The sequence below is a fragment of the Microvirga ossetica genome (assembly GCF_002741015.1).
Lineage (GTDB): Bacteria > Pseudomonadota > Alphaproteobacteria > Rhizobiales > Beijerinckiaceae > Microvirga > Microvirga ossetica.
This window is the reverse complement of sequence record NZ_CP016616.1, coordinates 3,132,432-3,149,436: the sequence shown is the minus strand read 5'-3', so window position 1 is coordinate 3,149,436 and position 17,005 is coordinate 3,132,432. Positions and strand designations below refer to the sequence as shown.

20 protein-coding genes are annotated in these 17,005 nt (G+C 65.5%); 11 read left to right on the top strand and 9 right to left on the bottom strand.

What is annotated here, in order from left to right; translation table 11 throughout:
- The first annotated feature begins 301 nt into the window (after positions 1 to 301).
- The gene (gene argJ / locus BB934_RS14965) at positions 302 to 1,543 is read left to right on the top strand and encodes a bifunctional glutamate N-acetyltransferase/amino-acid acetyltransferase ArgJ (protein ID WP_099510338.1); all 1,242 of its coding nucleotides are present in this window, start codon (positions 302 to 304) and stop codon (positions 1,541 to 1,543) included.
- Positions 1,544 to 1,555: 12 nt separating this feature from the next.
- Here the strand turns inward: argJ and BB934_RS14960 are convergent, their stop codons facing one another.
- The gene (locus tag BB934_RS14960) at positions 1,556 to 1,930 is read right to left on the bottom strand and encodes a hypothetical protein (protein WP_099510337.1); all 375 of its coding nucleotides are present in this window, start codon (positions 1,928 to 1,930) and stop codon (positions 1,556 to 1,558) included.
- Between the two features lie 227 nt (positions 1,931 to 2,157).
- Between BB934_RS14960 and BB934_RS14955 the strand changes: the two genes are divergently transcribed.
- Together BB934_RS14955 and BB934_RS14950 are read left to right on the top strand one after the other, a co-directional pair.
- A complete protein-coding gene (locus BB934_RS14955) occupies positions 2,158 to 2,571 on the top strand; it encodes a (deoxy)nucleoside triphosphate pyrophosphohydrolase (protein ID WP_099510336.1) in 414 nt (137 codons plus the stop codon).
- Positions 2,572 to 2,580: 9 nt separating this feature from the next.
- On the top strand, positions 2,581 to 3,510 hold the full coding sequence (locus BB934_RS14950; RefSeq protein WP_099510335.1) for a DMT family transporter: 930 nt from the start codon (positions 2,581 to 2,583) through the stop codon (positions 3,508 to 3,510).
- Here the strand turns inward: BB934_RS14950 and BB934_RS14945 are convergent.
- The 4 genes from BB934_RS14945 to BB934_RS14930 form a co-directional block, all read right to left on the bottom strand.
- The gene (locus BB934_RS14945) at positions 3,494 to 3,928 is read right to left on the bottom strand and encodes an acyl-CoA thioesterase (RefSeq protein ID WP_099512874.1); all 435 of its coding nucleotides are present in this window, start codon (positions 3,926 to 3,928) and stop codon (positions 3,494 to 3,496) included. The genes BB934_RS14950 and BB934_RS14945 overlap by 17 nt on opposite strands.
- A gap of 8 nt (positions 3,929 to 3,936) precedes the next feature.
- Positions 3,937 to 5,085, bottom strand: coding sequence for an iron-containing alcohol dehydrogenase (locus BB934_RS14940; protein WP_099510334.1), 1,149 nt, complete (start codon positions 5,083 to 5,085; stop codon positions 3,937 to 3,939).
- 93 nt (positions 5,086 to 5,178) lie between these two features.
- Positions 5,179 to 5,544, bottom strand: coding sequence for a DUF427 domain-containing protein (locus BB934_RS14935; RefSeq protein WP_099510333.1), 366 nt, complete (start codon positions 5,542 to 5,544; stop codon positions 5,179 to 5,181).
- 76 nt (positions 5,545 to 5,620) lie between these two features.
- The gene (locus BB934_RS14930; protein ID WP_099510332.1) at positions 5,621 to 6,499 is read right to left on the bottom strand and encodes a methyltransferase domain-containing protein; all 879 of its coding nucleotides are present in this window, start codon (positions 6,497 to 6,499) and stop codon (positions 5,621 to 5,623) included.
- Between the two features lie 166 nt (positions 6,500 to 6,665).
- Between BB934_RS14930 and BB934_RS14925 the strand changes: the two genes are divergently transcribed.
- The 4 genes from BB934_RS14925 to BB934_RS14910 are packed head-to-tail and all read left to right on the top strand — an operon-like array spanning position 6,666 to position 9,125.
- Entirely contained in the window at positions 6,666 to 7,448 is a 783-nt protein-coding gene (locus tag BB934_RS14925; RefSeq protein WP_099510331.1) for a ComF family protein, read from the top strand.
- Between the two features lie 51 nt (positions 7,449 to 7,499).
- The gene (gene grxC, locus BB934_RS14920) at positions 7,500 to 7,757 is read left to right on the top strand and encodes a glutaredoxin 3 (RefSeq protein ID WP_099510330.1); all 258 of its coding nucleotides are present in this window, start codon (positions 7,500 to 7,502) and stop codon (positions 7,755 to 7,757) included.
- Positions 7,758 to 7,772: 15 nt separating this feature from the next.
- Positions 7,773 to 8,636, top strand: a complete 864-nt coding sequence (locus BB934_RS14915; protein WP_099510329.1) for a carbon-nitrogen hydrolase family protein — start codon at positions 7,773 to 7,775, stop codon at positions 8,634 to 8,636.
- A 42-nt stretch (positions 8,637 to 8,678) separates the two neighbouring features.
- Positions 8,679 to 9,125: a DUF1178 family protein gene (locus BB934_RS14910; RefSeq protein WP_099510328.1), complete on the top strand. Its 447-nt coding sequence runs from the start codon at positions 8,679 to 8,681 to the stop codon at positions 9,123 to 9,125.
- A gap of 28 nt (positions 9,126 to 9,153) precedes the next feature.
- On the opposite strand, the gene BB934_RS14905 is transcribed toward BB934_RS14910, so the two are convergent.
- Positions 9,154 to 9,528 (bottom strand): hypothetical protein, encoded by a 375-nt coding sequence (locus BB934_RS14905; protein ID WP_099510327.1) that lies wholly within the window; start codon positions 9,526 to 9,528, stop codon positions 9,154 to 9,156.
- A gap of 44 nt (positions 9,529 to 9,572) precedes the next feature.
- Entirely contained in the window at positions 9,573 to 9,902 is a 330-nt protein-coding gene (locus BB934_RS14900) for a hypothetical protein (protein WP_099510326.1), read from the bottom strand.
- A 284-nt stretch (positions 9,903 to 10,186) separates the two neighbouring features.
- Here BB934_RS14900 and BB934_RS14895 point away from each other — a divergent pair, with 284 nt between their 5' ends.
- Positions 10,187 to 10,720, top strand: a complete 534-nt coding sequence (locus BB934_RS14895; protein WP_099512873.1) for a metallophosphoesterase family protein — start codon at positions 10,187 to 10,189, stop codon at positions 10,718 to 10,720.
- 9 nt (positions 10,721 to 10,729) lie between these two features.
- On the opposite strand, the gene BB934_RS14890 is transcribed toward BB934_RS14895, so the two are convergent.
- Positions 10,730 to 11,920: an MFS transporter gene (locus BB934_RS14890; protein ID WP_099510325.1), complete on the bottom strand. Its 1,191-nt coding sequence runs from the start codon at positions 11,918 to 11,920 to the stop codon at positions 10,730 to 10,732.
- A 97-nt stretch (positions 11,921 to 12,017) separates the two neighbouring features.
- On the opposite strand from BB934_RS14890, the gene BB934_RS14885 reads away from it, so the two are divergent.
- Together BB934_RS14885 and nhaA are read left to right on the top strand one after the other, a co-directional pair.
- Entirely contained in the window at positions 12,018 to 12,923 is a 906-nt protein-coding gene (locus tag BB934_RS14885; RefSeq protein WP_099510324.1) for a LysR family transcriptional regulator, read from the top strand.
- A gap of 344 nt (positions 12,924 to 13,267) precedes the next feature.
- Positions 13,268 to 14,482 carry a Na+/H+ antiporter NhaA gene (gene nhaA / locus BB934_RS14880; protein WP_099510323.1) on the top strand — a complete coding sequence of 405 codons (1,215 nt, stop codon included), beginning with the start codon at positions 13,268 to 13,270 and terminating at the stop codon, positions 14,480 to 14,482.
- Here the strand turns inward: nhaA and ubiG are convergent.
- On the bottom strand, positions 14,455 to 15,183 hold the full coding sequence (gene ubiG / locus BB934_RS14875; RefSeq protein WP_099510322.1) for a bifunctional 2-polyprenyl-6-hydroxyphenol methylase/3-demethylubiquinol 3-O-methyltransferase UbiG: 729 nt from the start codon (positions 15,181 to 15,183) through the stop codon (positions 14,455 to 14,457). The two genes, nhaA and ubiG, sit on opposite strands and share 28 nt — an antisense overlap.
- A gap of 500 nt (positions 15,184 to 15,683) precedes the next feature.
- On the opposite strand from ubiG, the gene BB934_RS14870 reads away from it, so the two are divergent.
- Positions 15,684 to 16,922, top strand: coding sequence for an aspartate kinase (locus BB934_RS14870; RefSeq protein WP_099510321.1), 1,239 nt, complete (start codon positions 15,684 to 15,686; stop codon positions 16,920 to 16,922).
- The last annotated feature ends 83 nt before the right edge of the window (positions 16,923 to 17,005 follow it).

Sequence of the window (17,005 nt, the reverse complement as noted above, 5' to 3'; positions counted from 1 at the left end):
GTCATCCCCGCGAAGGCGTGGATCCATAATCACGACGCTTCGAGGACGAGCGACCGGCGTCCCGCCTCTTTCTGCAACGTGAGTGTTAATGGATTTCCACGCCTGCAGCGCGGCCCCGGAACGACGGCGGGGAGGCCATCCCTTATTTCCCGCCCGATCCGGCTCGGATCGATGGCACCGAACGGTCGTTCCGGCGTTTTGGATTCCGTCGCTATGAAGCTTTGACTTGACAAGAAGCCTTAAAAAACCACAGGTCGCGGCTCGCAACGTCGTATCCCAACAGTCTTTTTTCGAGTCACCCATGTCCAAGTCCGTGTCTCCGCTCGCGCCCAAATCGTTTCCGGCCCTTCCCGCCATCGATGGGGTCAGAATCGCGACGGCGGAGGCCGGCATCCGGTACAAGAACCGGACCGACGTTCTCTACGTGACCCTGCCCAAGGACACGGCGGTGGCCGGCGTTTTCACGCGCTCGAAATGCCCCTCGGCCCCGGTCGACTGGTGCCGCAAGAATCTCGCCAAGGGCACGGCCCGCGCGCTGGTGGTGAATTCCGGCAACGCCAATGCCTTCACGGGAAAGAAGGGCTCGGAGGCCGTCAAGCTCACCGCCGACATCGCCGCCGAAGCGGCCGGCTGCCGCGCCTCGCAGGTCTTCATCGCCTCCACCGGCGTGATCGGCGAACCGCTCGATGCAACGAAGTTCGGAAACGTTCTTCATGCCTGCGAGAAGAAGGCAAAGCCCACAGCCTGGCTCGATGCCGCCAAGGCGATCATGACCACCGACACCTTCCCGAAAGTGGCGACGCGCACGGCGACCATCGGCGGCGTCGAGGTGACGATCAACGGCATCGCCAAGGGTGCAGGCATGATCGCGCCTGACATGGCGACGATGCTCTCCTTCGTCTTCACTGATGCTCCCATCGCGGCCCCGGTGCTGCAGACATTGCTGAAGAAAGGCACCGACAAGAGCTTCAACTGCGTGACGGTGGACAGCGATACCTCCACCTCCGACACGCTGCTCTTCTTCGCCACCGGCGCCGCTGCCGCCAAGGGCGCACCCGCGATCTCGCTGCCGAGCGACCGCCGCCTGAAAGAATTCCGCAGCGCGCTCGAAAGTCTGCTGTGCGATCTCGCCCAGCAGGTCGCCCGCGACGGCGAGGGCGCGCGCAAGTTCGTCACCGTGAAGGTGACCGGCGCCACGGGCGCAACCTCTGCCAAGCGCATCGCCATGGCCATCGCCAACTCGCCGCTGGTGAAGACGGCGGTTGCCGGCGAAGACGCCAATTGGGGCCGCGTGGTGATGGCCGTCGGCAAGGCGGGCGAGCCTGCCGAGCGCGACAAGCTCGCGATCTGGTTCGGCGACATCCGCGTCGCCGTCAAAGGCGCCCGCGATCCGGAATACGACGAGGCCAGGACCACGGCCTACATGAAGGGCGACGAGATCACGATCCGGGTCGATCTCGGCCTCGGCCGGGGCGAGGCCAAGGCGTGGACCTGCGATCTCACCAAGGCCTATGTGGAGATCAATGGCGACTACCGGAGCTGACCGGGATGCCGGTCAAGGAATGACCTTGACCTTCATTTTCGTCGTGACGCGCATCGGTCCGCCGTATTGGTCGATGCCGATGATGGCGTAGGAAAATTCGTCCGGTCCCTGATAGCCCGGCTTCGCCACGTAATAGGGCATGATCCCCTGCACTCCGGCCATTCCGGTCTTCGGCTTCTGGACGATGGCCGCTTCCCTGATCGCTCCCTGAATGCCGTTCAGGCCGAAGCCGCATCCCTTGCCGGCCTTGACGGTCATCTCGCCGTCGATATTCGCGATATGCGAGTTGAACGTCATCGGCGCCACGGCGCAGTCCTGGGCTTGCGCATCGGCTCCGAAGGCCGTGCAGGCAAGGCCGAGAACGGCGAGGAAGACATGCTTTCTCATGATATTCTCCACGTTGAAGATGAAATGAAATTTCGTTACTGATCATCATCTATCGCGGAGGTCGCTCCTTGCAAGAATACCATCGGAGCGGCCGGAAGCGGCTTGTGCGTAATCACACGTGAAGCCGGCGGAAGAGGCGCGAAATTCAGTTCGCTCTGGATCGGAAGCGCGCTAAGAGACTGAAAAAATCGCCCCTTCAACGCCACGTCCTCAGGCGGACCTCATCAGTGCCTCCTCTCAAGCTCACCCTTGTCGTTGCCGTCGCCCTGATCGACACGGACAACCGCATCCTTCTGGCCCAGCGGCCCGAAGGAAAGCAGCTCGCAGGGCTGTGGGAATTTCCCGGCGGCAAGGTCGAGCCGGGCGAGCGACCGGAGGAGACGCTGATCCGCGAGCTGCGTGAAGAGCTCGGGATCGCGGTGAAGGAGCCTTGCCTCGCGCCTCTGACCTTCGCGAGCCACCCTTACGAGAGCTTCCACCTGCTCATGCCGCTCTATGTCTGCCGTCGCTGGGACGGCTTCGTGCAGCCGCTCGAAGGCCAGGCCCTGAAATGGGTCAAGCCGCGGGAGCTGCGCAGCTATCCCATGCCGCCGGCCGACGAGCCGCTGATCCCCTTCCTCGTCGATCTCCTCGGGCCCTGAAAAACTCCCATGTCGTCCCAGCAAGCAACGGAAGCGGCCCCAGTGACGCCCGTTCCCACAGCCGCCTTCGTCGCCTCGAACCTGCTGGTCTGCTCGATGCTCTGGGGAAGCTCGCTTCTGCTGATCAAGCTGAGCGGCAACCAAAACCCGTTCGTCCTTGCGGCCATGCGCGGGCTGATCGGCGGCACGACCCTTGCCGTATGGTTCGCCATCCAGGGCAAGAGCGTCCTGCCTAAGCGGCATGAATGGGGGATCTGGGCCACCCTCGGCACTCTCAACGGCTGGCTGCCGAACGTGCTCCTGGCCTATGCCCTGACACGGCTTCCCACCGCCCCCGCCGGGATGATCCAGGCCTCCTCGCCGCTGATCGTGGCCGTGCTGTCGCATCTCCTGTTCGCCGACGAAAGGCTGTCGCCCCAGCGCTTCCTGGGTGTGGTGATCGGCTTCATCGGCATGGCCATCCTGATCGGCCCGGCAGCCCTCCCCGACAGCGGCATCGATCCCGTGGGCGCTCTGATCATGGTAGCGGTCGCCTTCAGCTACGCGACGGCGAATGTCTATGTCCGCACCGTCAGGCATGCGGATCCAGGCCGGATGGCGCTCGGCCAGCAGGTCTGCTCCGGCTTGGGCGCGATGGTGCTCGCGCTGACCCTGGCCGGGCCGTCGGCCTTTGCTCTCGTGGTGCCGAACCTAGTGCCGCTCATCGCGCTTGGCGCCCTCGCCACTGCCCTGCCGATGCTGCTCTTCATGCACCTGATCAGCCGCACCGGCCCGACCCGCGCCTCGACGGTGGGTTACCTGACCCCGGTCTGGACCACCATCATGGCGGTGCTGTTTCTCAACGAGAGCATCGGCCTGCGCGAACTCACCGGCGGTGCCGTGGTGATGGTGGGCGTCGCGCTCGTCTCGTTGAGCGGCCGGCTCAGGTCAATGCGCTGAGCGCCTTCCGGGTCTCGGACGGAAGCTCCACCGGCCGCTGGGTGATGCGATCCACATAGACATGGACGAAATGCCCCTGTGCCGCCGCCAGCAACGCTCCCTGCCTGAAGATCCCGATCCGGTAGCGCACGGAGGAGCGCCCGAGATGGGCGACCGCAATGCCGGCCTCCAGCGCATCGGGAAAGGCGACGCTCTCGAAATAGCTGCAGCCCGATTCCACCACGAGGCCGATGACAGGGCTCTCGGCGATGGCGAGCAGGCCGCTCTCGACGAGCCAGCCATTCACGGCGCTATCGAAATACGAGTAGTAATGCACGTTGTTCACGTGGCCGTAGGCGTCGTTGTCCATCCAGCGGGTGGCGATGGGACGAAACAGGCGGAAGGCGGAGCGGTCGGAACGCTCGGGACGATCGGACATGGCGTTCGTCACCAGGCCGCTTCGTAGATCGCGCGTGCATCCTCGAGCGTGAGCGGGCGCGGGTTGTTCACCAGAAGCCGCGTCTGCTTCATCGCATCTTCCGCCATCATCGCCACCGCGCCTTTCGGAATGCCGACATCGCGCAGACGCGGCTGCAGCCCGACCTTCGTACAGAGCGCCGCCAGCGCCTCGACGAAGGCCGAGGCCGTGGCGCGGCCTTCGAGCTCCGGGAAAGCAAAAGGCGCAAGCTCCGCGTAGGATCCTTCGCAGGCACTCGCGTTGAAGCGCAGCACATGCGGCAACACGAGTGCGTTGGAGAGCCCGTGCGGAATGCCGAAATGCCCGCCGATCGGATAGGCCAGTGCATGCACGGCCGCCACGGGAGAATTGGCGAAGGCCTGCCCTGCGAGCAGCGAGCCGAGCAGCATCGCGGACCGCGCCTCCGGATCCTTGCCGTGATGTACGGCACGCTCGATGTTGCGACCCAGAAGCCGCAAGGCTTCCTTCGCCAGGGCCTGCGAGACGGGGTTGTTGTTGGCGCTCGTCGAGGTATAGGCCTCGATGGCGTGGACCATCGCATCGATGCCGGTCGCAGCGGTTACATGTGGCGGAAGACCGAGCGTGAGATCGGGATCGAGCAGCGCGATGTCCGGAATGATGAGAGGCGAGACGACGCCCTTCTTCTCGTGCGCGCCCGTGGTCACGATGGAGATCGGCGTGACCTCCGATCCGGTGCCGGCGGTGGTGGGAATGGCGAGCAGCGGCAGGCGCGGTCCCTTCGCGATGCCGACGCCGTAGATCTCGGGTAAATTCTCGCCGCTCGAGGCGAGCAGCGCCACAAGCTTCGCCACATCGATGGACGAGCCGCCGCCAAAGCCGATCACAGCCCGCGCCTCGAAATCCCGCGCCCGGGCAGCCGCCGAGAGCACGACGTCCTCGGGCGGATCGGCGACGACGCCGTCGAACACATCGACGGCAATTCCTGCCTCTTCGAGCGCCTGCAAAGCGGGCGCGACCAGTCCGGCCTTCACGAGACCCGCATCGGTGACCAAAGCCACCCGCGGGCCGAGCCGCTGCGCCGCGATCTCGCCGAGGCGCGCGATGCTGCCGGAGCCGACGATGAGGGAAGGAACGGTGTTGAAGGTGAACGGCGACATGGAATTTCCCGAGATGGGGTGCCTTTGCGCCGGAGATTGCCCCGCGCATCGCGGACCGGCAACCGGCATCCCTTGCGCCCTTAGGAGAAGGGCCTAATCGTTGAACTCTTCGATGGCATCGATCTTCTCCGGATAGAAGGCCACATGCTCCTTGATGGCCTCGACCGCGGGAAACGGAGTCTCATAGCTCCAGGCCGCGTTCTCCCGCACCAGCCCGCCGCCGTTCACCGTGAAATAGGAGGCGTCGCCCTTGTAGGGGCAGTGGGTGTGGTGACCGGTGGAGTCGAGAAGATCCATCCGCACATCCTCGCGCGGGATGTACTGCACGGCCGGCAGAGTCGCCTCCTGCAGAGTGAGCGCCTGCGTGGTCTCCGCGACGATGAAGCCGCCGAGCATGACCCGGATGCGGTGCGGATTCCTGGTGACGGTGATCGGATGATCCGGGCCGGGCTCTTTCATGGAGCGGTGCTTTCCAGAGAGGTCTCTGAAAAATGAGTATAGGGCAACTCGGTTGCGGCCCAAAGCGGCGACAGAATTACTCCTGATTGCGCTCAGGGTCGCCCTCCTTCACCCCCAGGGCGTCTGCGAGCCGCGCCTTGGCGGAGCCGGGGCGCAGGGGCTTCTGCTGGCTCTCGTGCGGGGTCCAGCCGGACAGCCAGACGATCTCGAAGGTCGCCGGAATGCGGCCGTCGGCTTCGCCGAAGCGCGCCGCATAGATCTCGGCCGCCCGTAGCAGGGTCGCGCGCCGCAGCGAGGCTTTCCGCCGGTCGTTGAGGGCATTGGTCAGCCCCATCCGGCGCAGATCCTGCATGAGGGCGAAGGCATGGGCGTAGCGCACCCGGACGACGTCCGAATCAGTCACCGGCAGGGCGAAGCCCGCCCGCTGCAGCAACCCTCCGATATCGCGCAGATCGGCGAAGGGCGCGACACGCGGGCTCGCGCCGCCCTCGATCTCCGCCTCGGCTTGAGTGAGCGACTGGCGCAGCTCGGTGAGGGTCGAGCCGCCCAGAAGCGCCCCGATGAACAGGCCGTCGGCTTTCAGCGCCCGTCGGATCTGGACGAGCGCGCCGGGCAGATCGTTCACTCCGTGCAGGGCGAGAAGCGACACCACCAGATCGAAGCGCTCACCGGAGAACGGCAGCTGCTCCTCGTCGCCGAGAATGCTGCCCGGTTCCGGTACCGGCGAGAGACGGATCACGGTCTCCGCACGCCCGCTCCGAAGCAGAGCCTCGGCTGCCGCCGGCGTCGGCGTGCCCACGTCGAGGGCAAGGGAAAAGGTCCGCAGCACCGCGGAGAGCCGCTCCTCCAGGTCCTCGACCGTGCGGGCGAGGAGAAAATCGGCATAGCCTTGCTTGAGCGCCCGCGACAGGCGGCGGCGGACGAGGGAACGGTCGAAGACGAGAGGCGTGCTCATGAGGCGCTCGATATGGCGCGTGTCGGGCGAAGGTCCAAGGGATTTTTCTGTTCTACGCGCTGTCATCCCCGGCGCACGAAGTGCGGGAAGGGATCTCCTGAAACATGCCGCCGCTACGCCCCGGCCGGGAATGACATAGGGCTCCTCCTTCCGCTAAGCTTGACCCATGAGCGAGCCCCTCGGTGCCCTGCAGACTCGATGGCGCTCCCGCCTCCGTCGCGGCGAGCGGGAGGCCTGGCAGGCGGCGCTCGGCCTTCTCTATCCCCCGACCTGCATCGCCTGCCAGGCCGCAACGGGCGAGCCCCATGCTCTGTGTGCCGAGTGCTGGTCTCAGATCCGCTTCATCGAGCGGCCCTTCTGCGAGCGGCTCGGAACGCCCTTTGCCGTCGATCTCGGCCAGCCTCTGCTCTCGCCGGCCGCCATTGCCGATCCGCCGGTGTTCCAGCGCGCTCGGGCCGTGGCGGAATATGACGGAACAGCGAGCCTGCTCGTGCACCGGCTGAAATACAACGACCGGCTTGAGCTTGCCCGCGCCTTGGGCGGCATGATGACCCGGGCCGGCGCGGAGCTGCTGCAGGGTTCCGACGTGATCGTGCCGGTGCCCCTGCATCGCTGGCGGCTCTGGTGGCGGCGCTTCAACCAGGCGATGGCGCTGGCCGGGGCGGTCGCCACGGAGAGCGGCGTGCCCTGCGACCCTTTCCTGCTCGCCCGCGTCAAGCGCACCCGCCGCCAGGTCGGGCTGACCAAGGCGCAGCGGCAGGAGAACCTTCAGGGCGCCTTCCGCGTGCCGGTCGAGGCCAAGGCGCGGCTGAAGGGCAGGCACGTGCTCCTGGTAGACGACGTGCTCACCACCGGCTCCACGGCCAATGCGGCCGCGCGGGCGCTTTTGCGCGGCGGAGCGGCCAAGGTGGATATTCTCGCCTTCGCGCGAGTTGTGAAGGAGTTGTGATCGGAGCCCAAAGCTTCCTATATCCACTCCAACACAGGAGAACTCTCTGCCATGCCGCCCATCACGATCTACACCAAGGGCTGGTGCCCCTATTGCTCGGCCGCCAAGAAGCTTCTCGACGACAAGGGCGCCGCCTTCACCGAGATCGACATCGAGAAAAAGCCGGAAGCCCGGGCCGAGATGATCCAGAAGGCCAAGGGCCGCTCCACCGTGCCGCAGATCTTCATCGGGGAAAAACATGTCGGCGGCTGCGACGACCTGTATGCTCTTGATGACAGGGGCCAGCTCGAGCCTTTATTGCAGGCCTGACGGAGACCAGATTCCATGAACCCGACCCGCTTCACCGCCGCCTGCATCCAGATGCGTTCCGGGCGCGACGTGCTCAAGAACCGCGACGCGGCCGTGGCCCTCGTGCGCGAGGCCGCGGACAAGGGCGCGCATTTCGCCCAGACGCCGGAGATGACCTCGCTCGTCTGCCGGGACCGGGCGGAGCTGTTCGACAAGGTCGGGCCGGAGGCTCAGGATCCGGTACTCGCGGCCTTGCGCGAGGTGGCGCGGGAACGGGGCATCGTGGTGCAGATCGGCTCGATTGCCGTGAAGGAGGGCGACAAGGTCGCCAACCGCGCCTTTCTCATCGGCACGGACGGAGAGGTGATCGCATCTTATGACAAGATCCACCTCTACGACGTGGACCTGCCGAACGGCGAGAGCTGGCGCGAATCGGCCACCTATACCGGCGGCTCCTGGGCTGTCGCGGCCGAGATCCCCTGGGGCTATCTCGGCATGACCATCTGCTACGACGTGCGCTTCGCCGCCCTCTACAAGGCGCTCGCCGAGAACGGCGCGTCGTTCCTCTCGGCGCCCGCCGCCTTCACCAAGCAGACCGGCGAGGCTCATTGGCACGTGCTGCACCGGGCACGGGCCATCGAGACCGGCTCCTTCATGATCTCCGCCGCTCAAGGAGGCCTGCACGAGGACGGGCGCGAGACCTACGGCCATTCCGTCATCATCGATCCCTGGGGCCGGGTGCTGGCGGATGGCGGCACGGAGCCGGGCGTGTTCCTGGCCGAGATCGACACCGCCCTCGTCGCCGAGGTGCGCGGGCGCATCCCGACCCTCAAGAATGCGCGTCCGTTCAAGGTCGAGGTCGTTCCCGCCATCGCGACGGATCGGGCGGCCACCGCCTGATCCCTTCCCTTTCCGCGCCCGAATCCTTACGTCTTCAGGGACATGATCAAGTACGCCTTGGCCTGCGAGCAGGCCCATGAGTTCGAGAGCTGGTTTCCCTCAAGCGAGGCGTTCGAGGCGCAGCGCAAGCGCGGCTTCGTGACCTGTCCGTTCTGCGATTCGGCCAAGGTCGAGAAGCAGATCATGGCTCCCTCGGTCGCGCGTACGGACAAGGCGCTGACAGCACCGGCGCCGGAGGCCCAGCCCGTCGCGATTCTCTCCGAGAAGGAGCGCGAGCTGCGCGCCGCGCTGCGGGCCCTGCGCGAGCACGTGATGAAGAACGCCGAGGACGTCGGCAAAGGCTTCGTCGAGGAAGCGCGCAAGATGCACCACGGCGAAACGGAAGAACGCTCGATCTACGGCGAAGCGGATCTCGCCGAGGCGCGGGCGCTGCTGGACGAAGGCATCGACGTGCTGCCTCTCCCCGTCGTGCCGGACGATCGAAACTAGGGGCATGGCTCCCTAGTTTCGGCATAACCTACTTCTTCGGCGTAATCAGCTCGATGCCGAGCTGCGTCTCGCCCTTGAAGGCCCAGATGCTCTTGTAGCCGCCCTTGTTCTCGTCATCCTCAATGAGGAGGGCCGTGCCGCTCGAGCCCTTGCTGGCGAAGCTCGCCGCCAGAATACGCTCGTCGCCGATGGCAAAACCATCGTATCTGTCGCCGGCTATGCTCCACGTGAGCTTGAACGTATCCTTGCTCGTCTGGACGATGGTCAGCGTTCCCGTGTAGTCGCTATCCGGCTCGCCATTGTTGCCTTTGACCGTGTAGACGCCCGGGCCGCCGGCCATGGCCGGAAGGCTTACGCCCATGGCAAGACCCATCAGAGCCATTCCGAATAGTTTCGATTTCATCGATGTCTCCTCCCGCCGAGCGGGCTTTTTGAAGAAAGTCAGCGTCAGCGCCGGTAGGTGAATGTTGAAACCGAGCAGACATTGATGGCGCGTTGCACGTGGGAGGTGCCGTTAGTGAACACGGCCTTAAAATCGAACTTGCAGGCGCCGGTGCCGTCGTCGATATCGATCTCGAAAGTGTCGCCGGCATCCAGGGTGTCGGATCCCAGAATGTCCTCCTCCCAATCGTCCGCGCCGGTATTGGATGCGTAGAATTCCGACATCGTCAGTCCGGTATCGTTGACGACATCGACCTTCCGGTTGGCGGCGGAAGCGGCGGTGAAAGCGGACACGGCAAGGAAACCGGCCGCGGCGAGCGTCGCGACAATCTTCATGGATAGCCCCAGGCTTTTGATGGATTCAAGGTGAGTCGATGCGTTGCATCGGGGCTGCAGCGAGCCTAGCTGTTGGGGACTTTTATTGTCTCGTTGGACCTGACGCACGGCCTCGATAGCATTTCTTCCGTTACGGAAATCCTACCGGCTGCCCCATTCTCGACAAAAATCTTAAAGCAAACGCATCGCATTCAAACCCCGCCTCGGACCGGCGGCATGAACGGAACGCCTCCCGCCTCCTGCGGCTTATGCTTGCGCTGAACCCGGGCGGAGCCAGGCATCCTTTGACGGTCTTCTTCACCAGCGACACGCATTTCGGCGATCCAAGGGTGCTGCGGATCGACAAGCGCCCGTTCAAGACGCTTGCCGAACACGATGCAGCCCTCATCGCCAACTGGAACGAGGTCGTCTCGGCCGACGACGAGGTCTGGCATCTCGGCGATTTCGCCCTGCATGTGCGGCCGGAACGGATCGACGAACTGCTGCAGGCGCTCAATGGCCGCAAGCACCTGATCACCGGCAACAACGACGGCCCGGAGACCCTCTCAGCAAAGAGCTGGGAGAGCGTGCAGGCCTATGCGGAGATCCACCTCGACAGCCATGCCCTGGTGATGTGCCACTACGCCTTCCGCACCTGGAAGAACATGGGCCGGGGCTGGATCGACCTGCACGGACATTCGCATGCCAAGCTGAAGCCGCAGACGCGCCAGTTCGACGTGGGCGTGGATGCCTTCGACTATCGCCCCGTGACCCTCCAGACGATTCTGGCCTCCCGGACGCGACGCCGGAAGGCCAGTGCTGAAATGGTATCTGACTGAGAGAAGCTGTCAGATCCCGGATTTCACAGATGCCAATACCGGCGAGGCCTCGGCGCGATCGAGCCTGCGGCTCCACAGCGCTAGGAGCAGGCCGGAGGAGGGCAGCAGGGCCGCGACCCATGTGACCGCGCCCAGGCCCGATCCGTGATCGATCACGAAGCCGCCGAGCCAGGCGCCGAGCGCGTTGCCGAGGTTGAACGCGGCGATGTTGAGGCTCGACGCCAGGCTCTGGCCGGCACCGTCGGCCTTTTCCAGCACCCACATCTGCAGCGGCGGCACGGTGGCGAAGGCAGCGGCGCCGAGCAGGCCGACGAAGGCGATTGCGGCGATCTTGTTGTGGATGCCCAGCGTCATCGCGGCAAGGACGACGGCAAGCAGGCCGAGGGTCCCGAGCAAGGTCGCCATCAGGCTGCGGTCGGCGAGCTTTCCTCCGACGAGATTACCCAGAACCAATCCGCCGCCGAAGACCAGCAGGATCGGCGAGACGGCGGCCTCCGAGAAGCCGGTGATCCCGGTCAGGATCGGCGCGATGTAGGTGAAGACCGCGAAGACACCGGCATAGCCGAGCACCGTGGTGAGAAGCCCGAGCAGCACCGGGCGGCGCGCCAGCACCTTGAGCTCATCGGCGATGCTGCCGCCCTCTGTGTTTTCCTGATTATCCTTCGGAACGAAGAGCGCGATCACGGCGAGCGCCGCAACGCCGACGACGGTCACCGCCCAGAAGGTTGCGCGCCAGCCATAGGCCTGGCCGAGCCAGGTGCCGAACGGGACGCCGAGGATGTTGGCGACGGTCAGGCCCGTGAACATGATGGCGATGGCGGAGGCCTTCTTGTCCGCCGGCACGAGGTTCGTCGCCACGACCGAGCCGACGCCGAAGAAGGTGCCGTGCGCAAAGGCCGTCAGCACGCGGGCGGCCATGAGCGTCGCGTAGTCGGGAGCGATCGCGCAGGCGAGGTTGCCGAGGGTGAACACGATCATGAGCGCGAGCAGCACGGTCTTGCGCGACCAGCGGCCCGTGAGCGTCGTGAGAAGCGGTGCCCCGACCACGACGCCGAGCGCATAGCCGGAAATGAGCAGGCCCGCCGCCGAGATCGAGACGCCGAGATCGGCGCTCACCTGCAGCAGCAGGCCCATGATGACGAATTCCGTGACGCCGATGCCGAAGGCACCGGCCGTCAGGGCGTAGAGAGCGAGAGGCATGGGAGCGTCCTTGAGCGAAGTGTTGCCGCAAGATGGACGCTGGAGGGCTTATGAACTAGCCTGCCGGCGGGCACATCATTTATGAATTGAACTCACAATGGCGCGAATCGACATCAATCGGTCCGGCGAGATGGAGGTCTTCGTCCGGGTCGTCGATCTCGGCGGCTTCTCGGCCGCCGCCCGCGCCCTGCGCATGACGCCCTCCGCCGTGAGCAAGCTGATCGCGCGGCTGGAGGCGCGTCTTGGAGCCCGCCTCGTCAACCGCTCGACGCGCAAGCTCCAGCTCACGCCGGAGGGCTCGGCCTTCCACGACCGCGCCGTGCGCGTTCTCGCCGATCTCGACGAGGCAGAACGCAGCGCCGCGGCGGGCGCCACGCCGCGAGGCCGCCTGAGGGTGAACACGAACGTGCCGTTCGGCACGCATTATCTCATCCCCCTCCTCCCAGGCTTCCTGGAGCGTCATCCGGAAGTGACCGTGGAGGTGACGTTGACGGATACGGTCGTCGATCTGCTCGAGGACCGCGCCGATGTCGCCATCCGCGTCGGACCGCTGAAGTCTTCGCAGCTCGTCGCCCGCAAGCTCGGCGAGAGCCGGATGATGCTGGTGGCATCACCTGCCTATCTGTCGGCGCACGGCACGCCGCAGACGCCGGGAGATCTGGCCCGCCACAACCTTCTCGGCTTCAGCTTCGCCCGCCAGAGCAACGGCTGGCCGTTCCGGGATGCGGATGGATCAGCGAGCGCCGTCGTGCCGACCGGCAACGCGCTGGTCAGCGACGGCGAGTCGATGCGGCTTCTCGTTCTCACCGGCCTGGGCATCAGCCGTCTGTCGCTGTTCCATATCGGCCCCGACATCGAAGCCGGGCGCCTCGTGCCCGTGCTGGAGGCCTACAATCCCGGCGACACGGAAAGCATCCATGCCGTCTATGTCGGCGGCGGCCATCTTCCCGCACGGGTGCGAGCCTTCCTGGATTATCTCGTCGAAACGGTGCAGCTCATTTAAGCCGTCAAGCAAAGGTTCTTCTGATAATAGAGTGCCGAGGAGTTGGCGGTGAGGGTGTGAGTGCGACGCTGATTGAGTTCAGCACTGCGGCGACTGCAGCCTCACCTCTCCCCGGTGGGGAGAGGTCGAGCGAAGCGAGGGTGAGGGGGCACAGGTTCGTCCGGATAAGGCGTAACCCCTCACCCGCCGCGCTGACGCGCGTCGACCTCTCCCTCAAGGAGAGGTGAACCAGCGCTACACCTTTATAGGCTATCGCTCACACCCCCACCCTTGATCCCTCCCCACAAGGGGGAGGGAAAACATGCGCTACATTCTTGTCGTGACCAACCCTGGAGGAGACATCGATGGATCGGCCGAAAAGCGATCTGAGGCCCACGCATCGCATCACGCTGATGCGCCGGTTCTTCGACAGCGAGGCCGCCGGCGGCATCATCCTCATGGGCGTGACGGTGATCGCGCTCGCCGTCGCCAACTCGCCCCTGGCCGGCGCCTATTTCGGCATGCTGAAGACCTATGTGCTGGGCCTCAGCATCCTGCACTGGATCAACGACGCGCTCATGGCTCTGTTCTTCCTGCTGGTGGGGCTCGAGATCAAGCGCGAGATGCTGGACGGCCAGCTCTCCACATGGCCGCGCCGGATCCTGCCCGGCATCGCGGCCATCGGCGGCATGGTCGTCCCCGCACTCATCTATCTCGCCATCACCTGGAATCAGCCTGATCTGCGCAACGGCTGGGCGATCCCGACCGCGACCGACATCGCCTTCGCGCTCGGCGTGCTCGCGATCCTCGGCTCAAAGGTGCCGGCCTCCCTCAAGATCTTCCTGACGGCGCTCGCCATCCTCGACGATCTCGGCGCGATCATCGTCATCGCACTCTTCTATACGAGCGAGCTCTCGCTCCCGATGCTCGGCGGGGCGGCTCTGTGCGTGATCGCGCTCGTCGCGTTCAATCGCTTCGGCGTCGTGAGGCTTCTGCCCTATCTCGCCGTCGGTGCGGTGCTGTGGGTCTTCGTGCTGAAATCCGGCATCCACGCCACCCTCGCCGGCGTCGCACTGGCGCTGACGATCCCGCTGCAGGCCGCGCCCAAGAAGACCCGAGCGGAGGATTCCCCGCTGCATCGCCTCGAGCATGCCCTCCAGCCCTGGGTGGCCTATGCGATCATCCCGATCTTCGGCTTCGCCAATGCGGGCGTGCCCCTCGCGGGATTGTCGCTCGACTCGCTCTTGAGCCCGCTGCCGCTGGGCATCGCCATGGGCCTCTTCATCGGCAAGCAGGTCGGCGTCTTCGCCTTCTCGGAAATCGCCGTCAGGCTCGATCTCGCCGACATGCCGGCGGGCGCCTCGCGGCTGCAATGCTACGGCGTCGCGCTGCTCTGCGGCATCGGCTTCACCATGAGCCTGTTCATCGGGGCCCTCGCCTTCCCGGACCGGCCGGAGCTGGGGGACGCCACCAAGATCGGCGTGCTCCTGGGCTCGGCGCTGTCCGCCCTTGCCGGCTATCTCCTGCTCAGCGTCGCACCGCGGGAGAGGCCTCACACCCGCGCGGCGAGCAGCATGTAATTGACCCCGGTGTCTTGGGAGAGGGACCAGGAATCCCGCAAGGGGTTGTAGGCGACGCCGGTCAGGTCGGCGACACTCAGCCCCGCCGCCCGGATGGCGTCGCTGAGTTCGTCGGGTGTGATGAACTTGTCCCATTCATGGGTGCCCTTGGGCAGCCAGCCGAGAATGTACTCGGCGCCCACGATGGCGGAGGCGAAGGAGCGCAGGGTCCGGTTGATCGTCGCCATGGCGAGGCAGCCCTCGGGCTTCACGCCTTGAGCGCAGGCATTCACGAAGGCCTGCCGGTCGGCCACATGCTCAACCACCTCCATGGCGAGCACCATGTCGAAGGTTTCTCCGCGGTCGACCACCGCCTCCACGGTCTCGTTGCGATAATCGACGCTCAACCCCGCCCGCTCGGCATGGAGCCTCGCCACCGAGATGTTGGTGGGGGCAGGATCGAGCCCCGTCACCGTGGCGCCGAGCCGCGCCAGCGGCTCCGAGAGCACGCCGCCGCCGCAGCCCACATCCAGGATCGTCAGCCCGTCGAGCGACCGGGCCGAGCGCGGGTCACGCCCGAAGCGGCGGCAAGCCTCGTCGCGAATATAGGCAAGGCGGACCGGATTGAACTTGTGCAGGACCTTCATCGGCCCCTTCGGATCCCACCAGGTCTCGGCGATCCGTTCGAAACGGGCGACCTCGGCCGGGTCGATGGTGGTCATAAGATCCTCCGCAAGACTTCCCTCCCCCTTGCGGGGAGGGATGGGGGTGGGGGCGGCCCGACTGGGTGAGCGACGGCGGAGATGCACGATCCTCCCTCTCCCGTTTGGGAGAGGGCCGGGGTGAGGGCAGGCCGATGCCGGATCATGCGCTGCGATCTACGTGCTGCAGCGGAAGTGGCAGCGCTTCGCTGGTCGAACGCCGCACCCTCACCCCTGCCCCTCTCCCACCCGGGAGAGGGGATGTCTTGTAGCCGCCATGATACTCTCTGGATGAAGCACATCATTCTGACTTTACGATCCCTACCCCTCATCCCTGCCCGCCACAGGTGGGATGTTCCCGACTTGTGCAAGATGAAGCCCATCCCGAGCAAGCCCGGAAGAGCGGGGAGGGAAGCAAAACTGCGCGTTGACAGGGCGCGGCCCTACCGTCATGTATACGCGCCTTTTCGCGGCGCGAAGGGGCTATTTTCTCAAATCCTCACCACGGCCCCACTTCGCCCATGCCCCGTCTTGTCATGAAGTTCGGCGGAACATCCGTCGCCACCGTAGAGCGCATCCGCAACGTGGCGCGGCATGTCAAACGCGAGGTCGAGGCCGGGTACGACGTGGCCGTCGTGGTCTCCGCCATGTCGGGCAAGACCAACGAGCTCGTCGGCTGGGTGAAGGAAGCCTCGAACCTCTACGATTCGAAGGAATACGACGTGGTCGTCGCCTCCGGCGAGCAGGTGACCTCGGGCCTCCTCGCCCTGACGCTGCAGGAAATGGGGCTCAAGGCCCGGTCCTGGCAGGGCTGGCAGATCCCGATCATGACCTCGGAGGCCCACGGCTCGGCCCGGATCGCGGCCATCGACGGCACCGGGATCGCCAAGGGCTTCACCGACCATAAGGAAGTGGCCGTCGTCTCCGGCTTCCAGGGCGTGCACCAGCCCTCGGGCCGCATCACGACTCTCGGCCGCGGCGGCTCGGACACCAGCGCCGTGGCGCTCGCCGCCGCCGTCCAGGCCGAACGCTGCGACATCTACACGGATGTGGACGGCGTCTACACCACCGATCCGCGCATCGTGCCCAAGGCCCGGCGCCTGGACAAGGTTTCCTACGAGGAAATGCTGGAAATGGCCTCGCTGGGGGCCAAGGTGCTCCAGGTGCGCTCGGTCGAGCTCGCCATGATGCACCGGGTCCCGACCTATGTGCGCTCCAGCTTCGACGATCCCGCCGACCCCAAGCTCGGCACCCTCATCTGCGACGAGGAAGACATCATGGAACAGCAGGTTGTCACGGGCATCGCCTATTCGCGCGACGAAGCTCAGATCACGCTGCGGGACATTGCGGACAAGCCGGGCATCGCCGCTTCGATCTTCGTGCCCCTGGCCGACGCCAACATCAACGTGGACATGATCATCCAGGTCGTGTCCGACAACGCCGCCACCACGGACCTGACCTTCACGGTGCCGACCGCCGATTACGAGCGGGCCTGCGCGATTCTCAACGCCCACCGGGACGAGATCGCCTTCAAGGAGCTCCAGGGCGCGACCGACGTGGTCAAGGTCTCCGCCATCGGAGTCGGCATGCGCAGCCATGCGGGCGTTGCGGCGCGGGCCTTCAAAGCCTTGGCGGAAAAGGGCATCAACATCCGCGCGATCACCACCTCCGAGATCAAGTTCTCGGTGCTGATCGAATCCGCCTACACGGAACTTGCGGTTCGCACGCTCCACTCGCTATACGGCCTTGATCAAGCCTGATTGACGAGGGAACTGTCGGGCTGCGACACTTGTAGTAGGTAGCCGCCGGTTCGCCCTGCCGGCCCTGATAGGACGGGAACTGA

Bases quoted from the DNA above. Each gene is read 5' to 3' on its own strand.
- argJ (WP_099510338.1), top strand. From the start codon at position 302: ATGTCCAAGTCCGTGTCTCCGCTCGCGCCCAAATCGTTTCCGGCCCTT.
- BB934_RS14960 (WP_099510337.1), bottom strand. From the start codon at position 1,930: ATGAGAAAGCATGTCTTCCTCGCCGTTCTCGGCCTTGCCTGCACGGCC.
- BB934_RS14950 (WP_099510335.1), top strand. From the start codon at position 2,581: ATGTCGTCCCAGCAAGCAACGGAAGCGGCCCCAGTGACGCCCGTTCCC.
- BB934_RS14945 (WP_099512874.1), bottom strand. From the start codon at position 3,928: ATGTCCGATCGTCCCGAGCGTTCCGACCGCTCCGCCTTCCGCCTGTTT.
- BB934_RS14940 (WP_099510334.1), bottom strand. From the start codon at position 5,085: ATGTCGCCGTTCACCTTCAACACCGTTCCTTCCCTCATCGTCGGCTCC.
- BB934_RS14935 (WP_099510333.1), bottom strand. From the start codon at position 5,544: ATGAAAGAGCCCGGCCCGGATCATCCGATCACCGTCACCAGGAATCCG.
- BB934_RS14930 (WP_099510332.1), bottom strand. From the start codon at position 6,499: ATGAGCACGCCTCTCGTCTTCGACCGTTCCCTCGTCCGCCGCCGCCTG.
- BB934_RS14925 (WP_099510331.1), top strand. From the start codon at position 6,666: ATGAGCGAGCCCCTCGGTGCCCTGCAGACTCGATGGCGCTCCCGCCTC.
- grxC (WP_099510330.1), top strand. From the start codon at position 7,500: ATGCCGCCCATCACGATCTACACCAAGGGCTGGTGCCCCTATTGCTCG.
- BB934_RS14915 (WP_099510329.1), top strand. From the start codon at position 7,773: ATGAACCCGACCCGCTTCACCGCCGCCTGCATCCAGATGCGTTCCGGG.
- BB934_RS14910 (WP_099510328.1), top strand. From the start codon at position 8,679: ATGATCAAGTACGCCTTGGCCTGCGAGCAGGCCCATGAGTTCGAGAGC.
- BB934_RS14905 (WP_099510327.1), bottom strand. From the start codon at position 9,528: ATGAAATCGAAACTATTCGGAATGGCTCTGATGGGTCTTGCCATGGGC.
- BB934_RS14900 (WP_099510326.1), bottom strand. From the start codon at position 9,902: ATGAAGATTGTCGCGACGCTCGCCGCGGCCGGTTTCCTTGCCGTGTCC.
- BB934_RS14890 (WP_099510325.1), bottom strand. From the start codon at position 11,920: ATGCCTCTCGCTCTCTACGCCCTGACGGCCGGTGCCTTCGGCATCGGC.
- BB934_RS14885 (WP_099510324.1), top strand. From the start codon at position 12,018: ATGGCGCGAATCGACATCAATCGGTCCGGCGAGATGGAGGTCTTCGTC.
- nhaA (WP_099510323.1), top strand. From the start codon at position 13,268: ATGGATCGGCCGAAAAGCGATCTGAGGCCCACGCATCGCATCACGCTG.
- ubiG (WP_099510322.1), bottom strand. From the start codon at position 15,183: ATGACCACCATCGACCCGGCCGAGGTCGCCCGTTTCGAACGGATCGCC.
- BB934_RS14870 (WP_099510321.1), top strand. From the start codon at position 15,684: ATGCCCCGTCTTGTCATGAAGTTCGGCGGAACATCCGTCGCCACCGTA.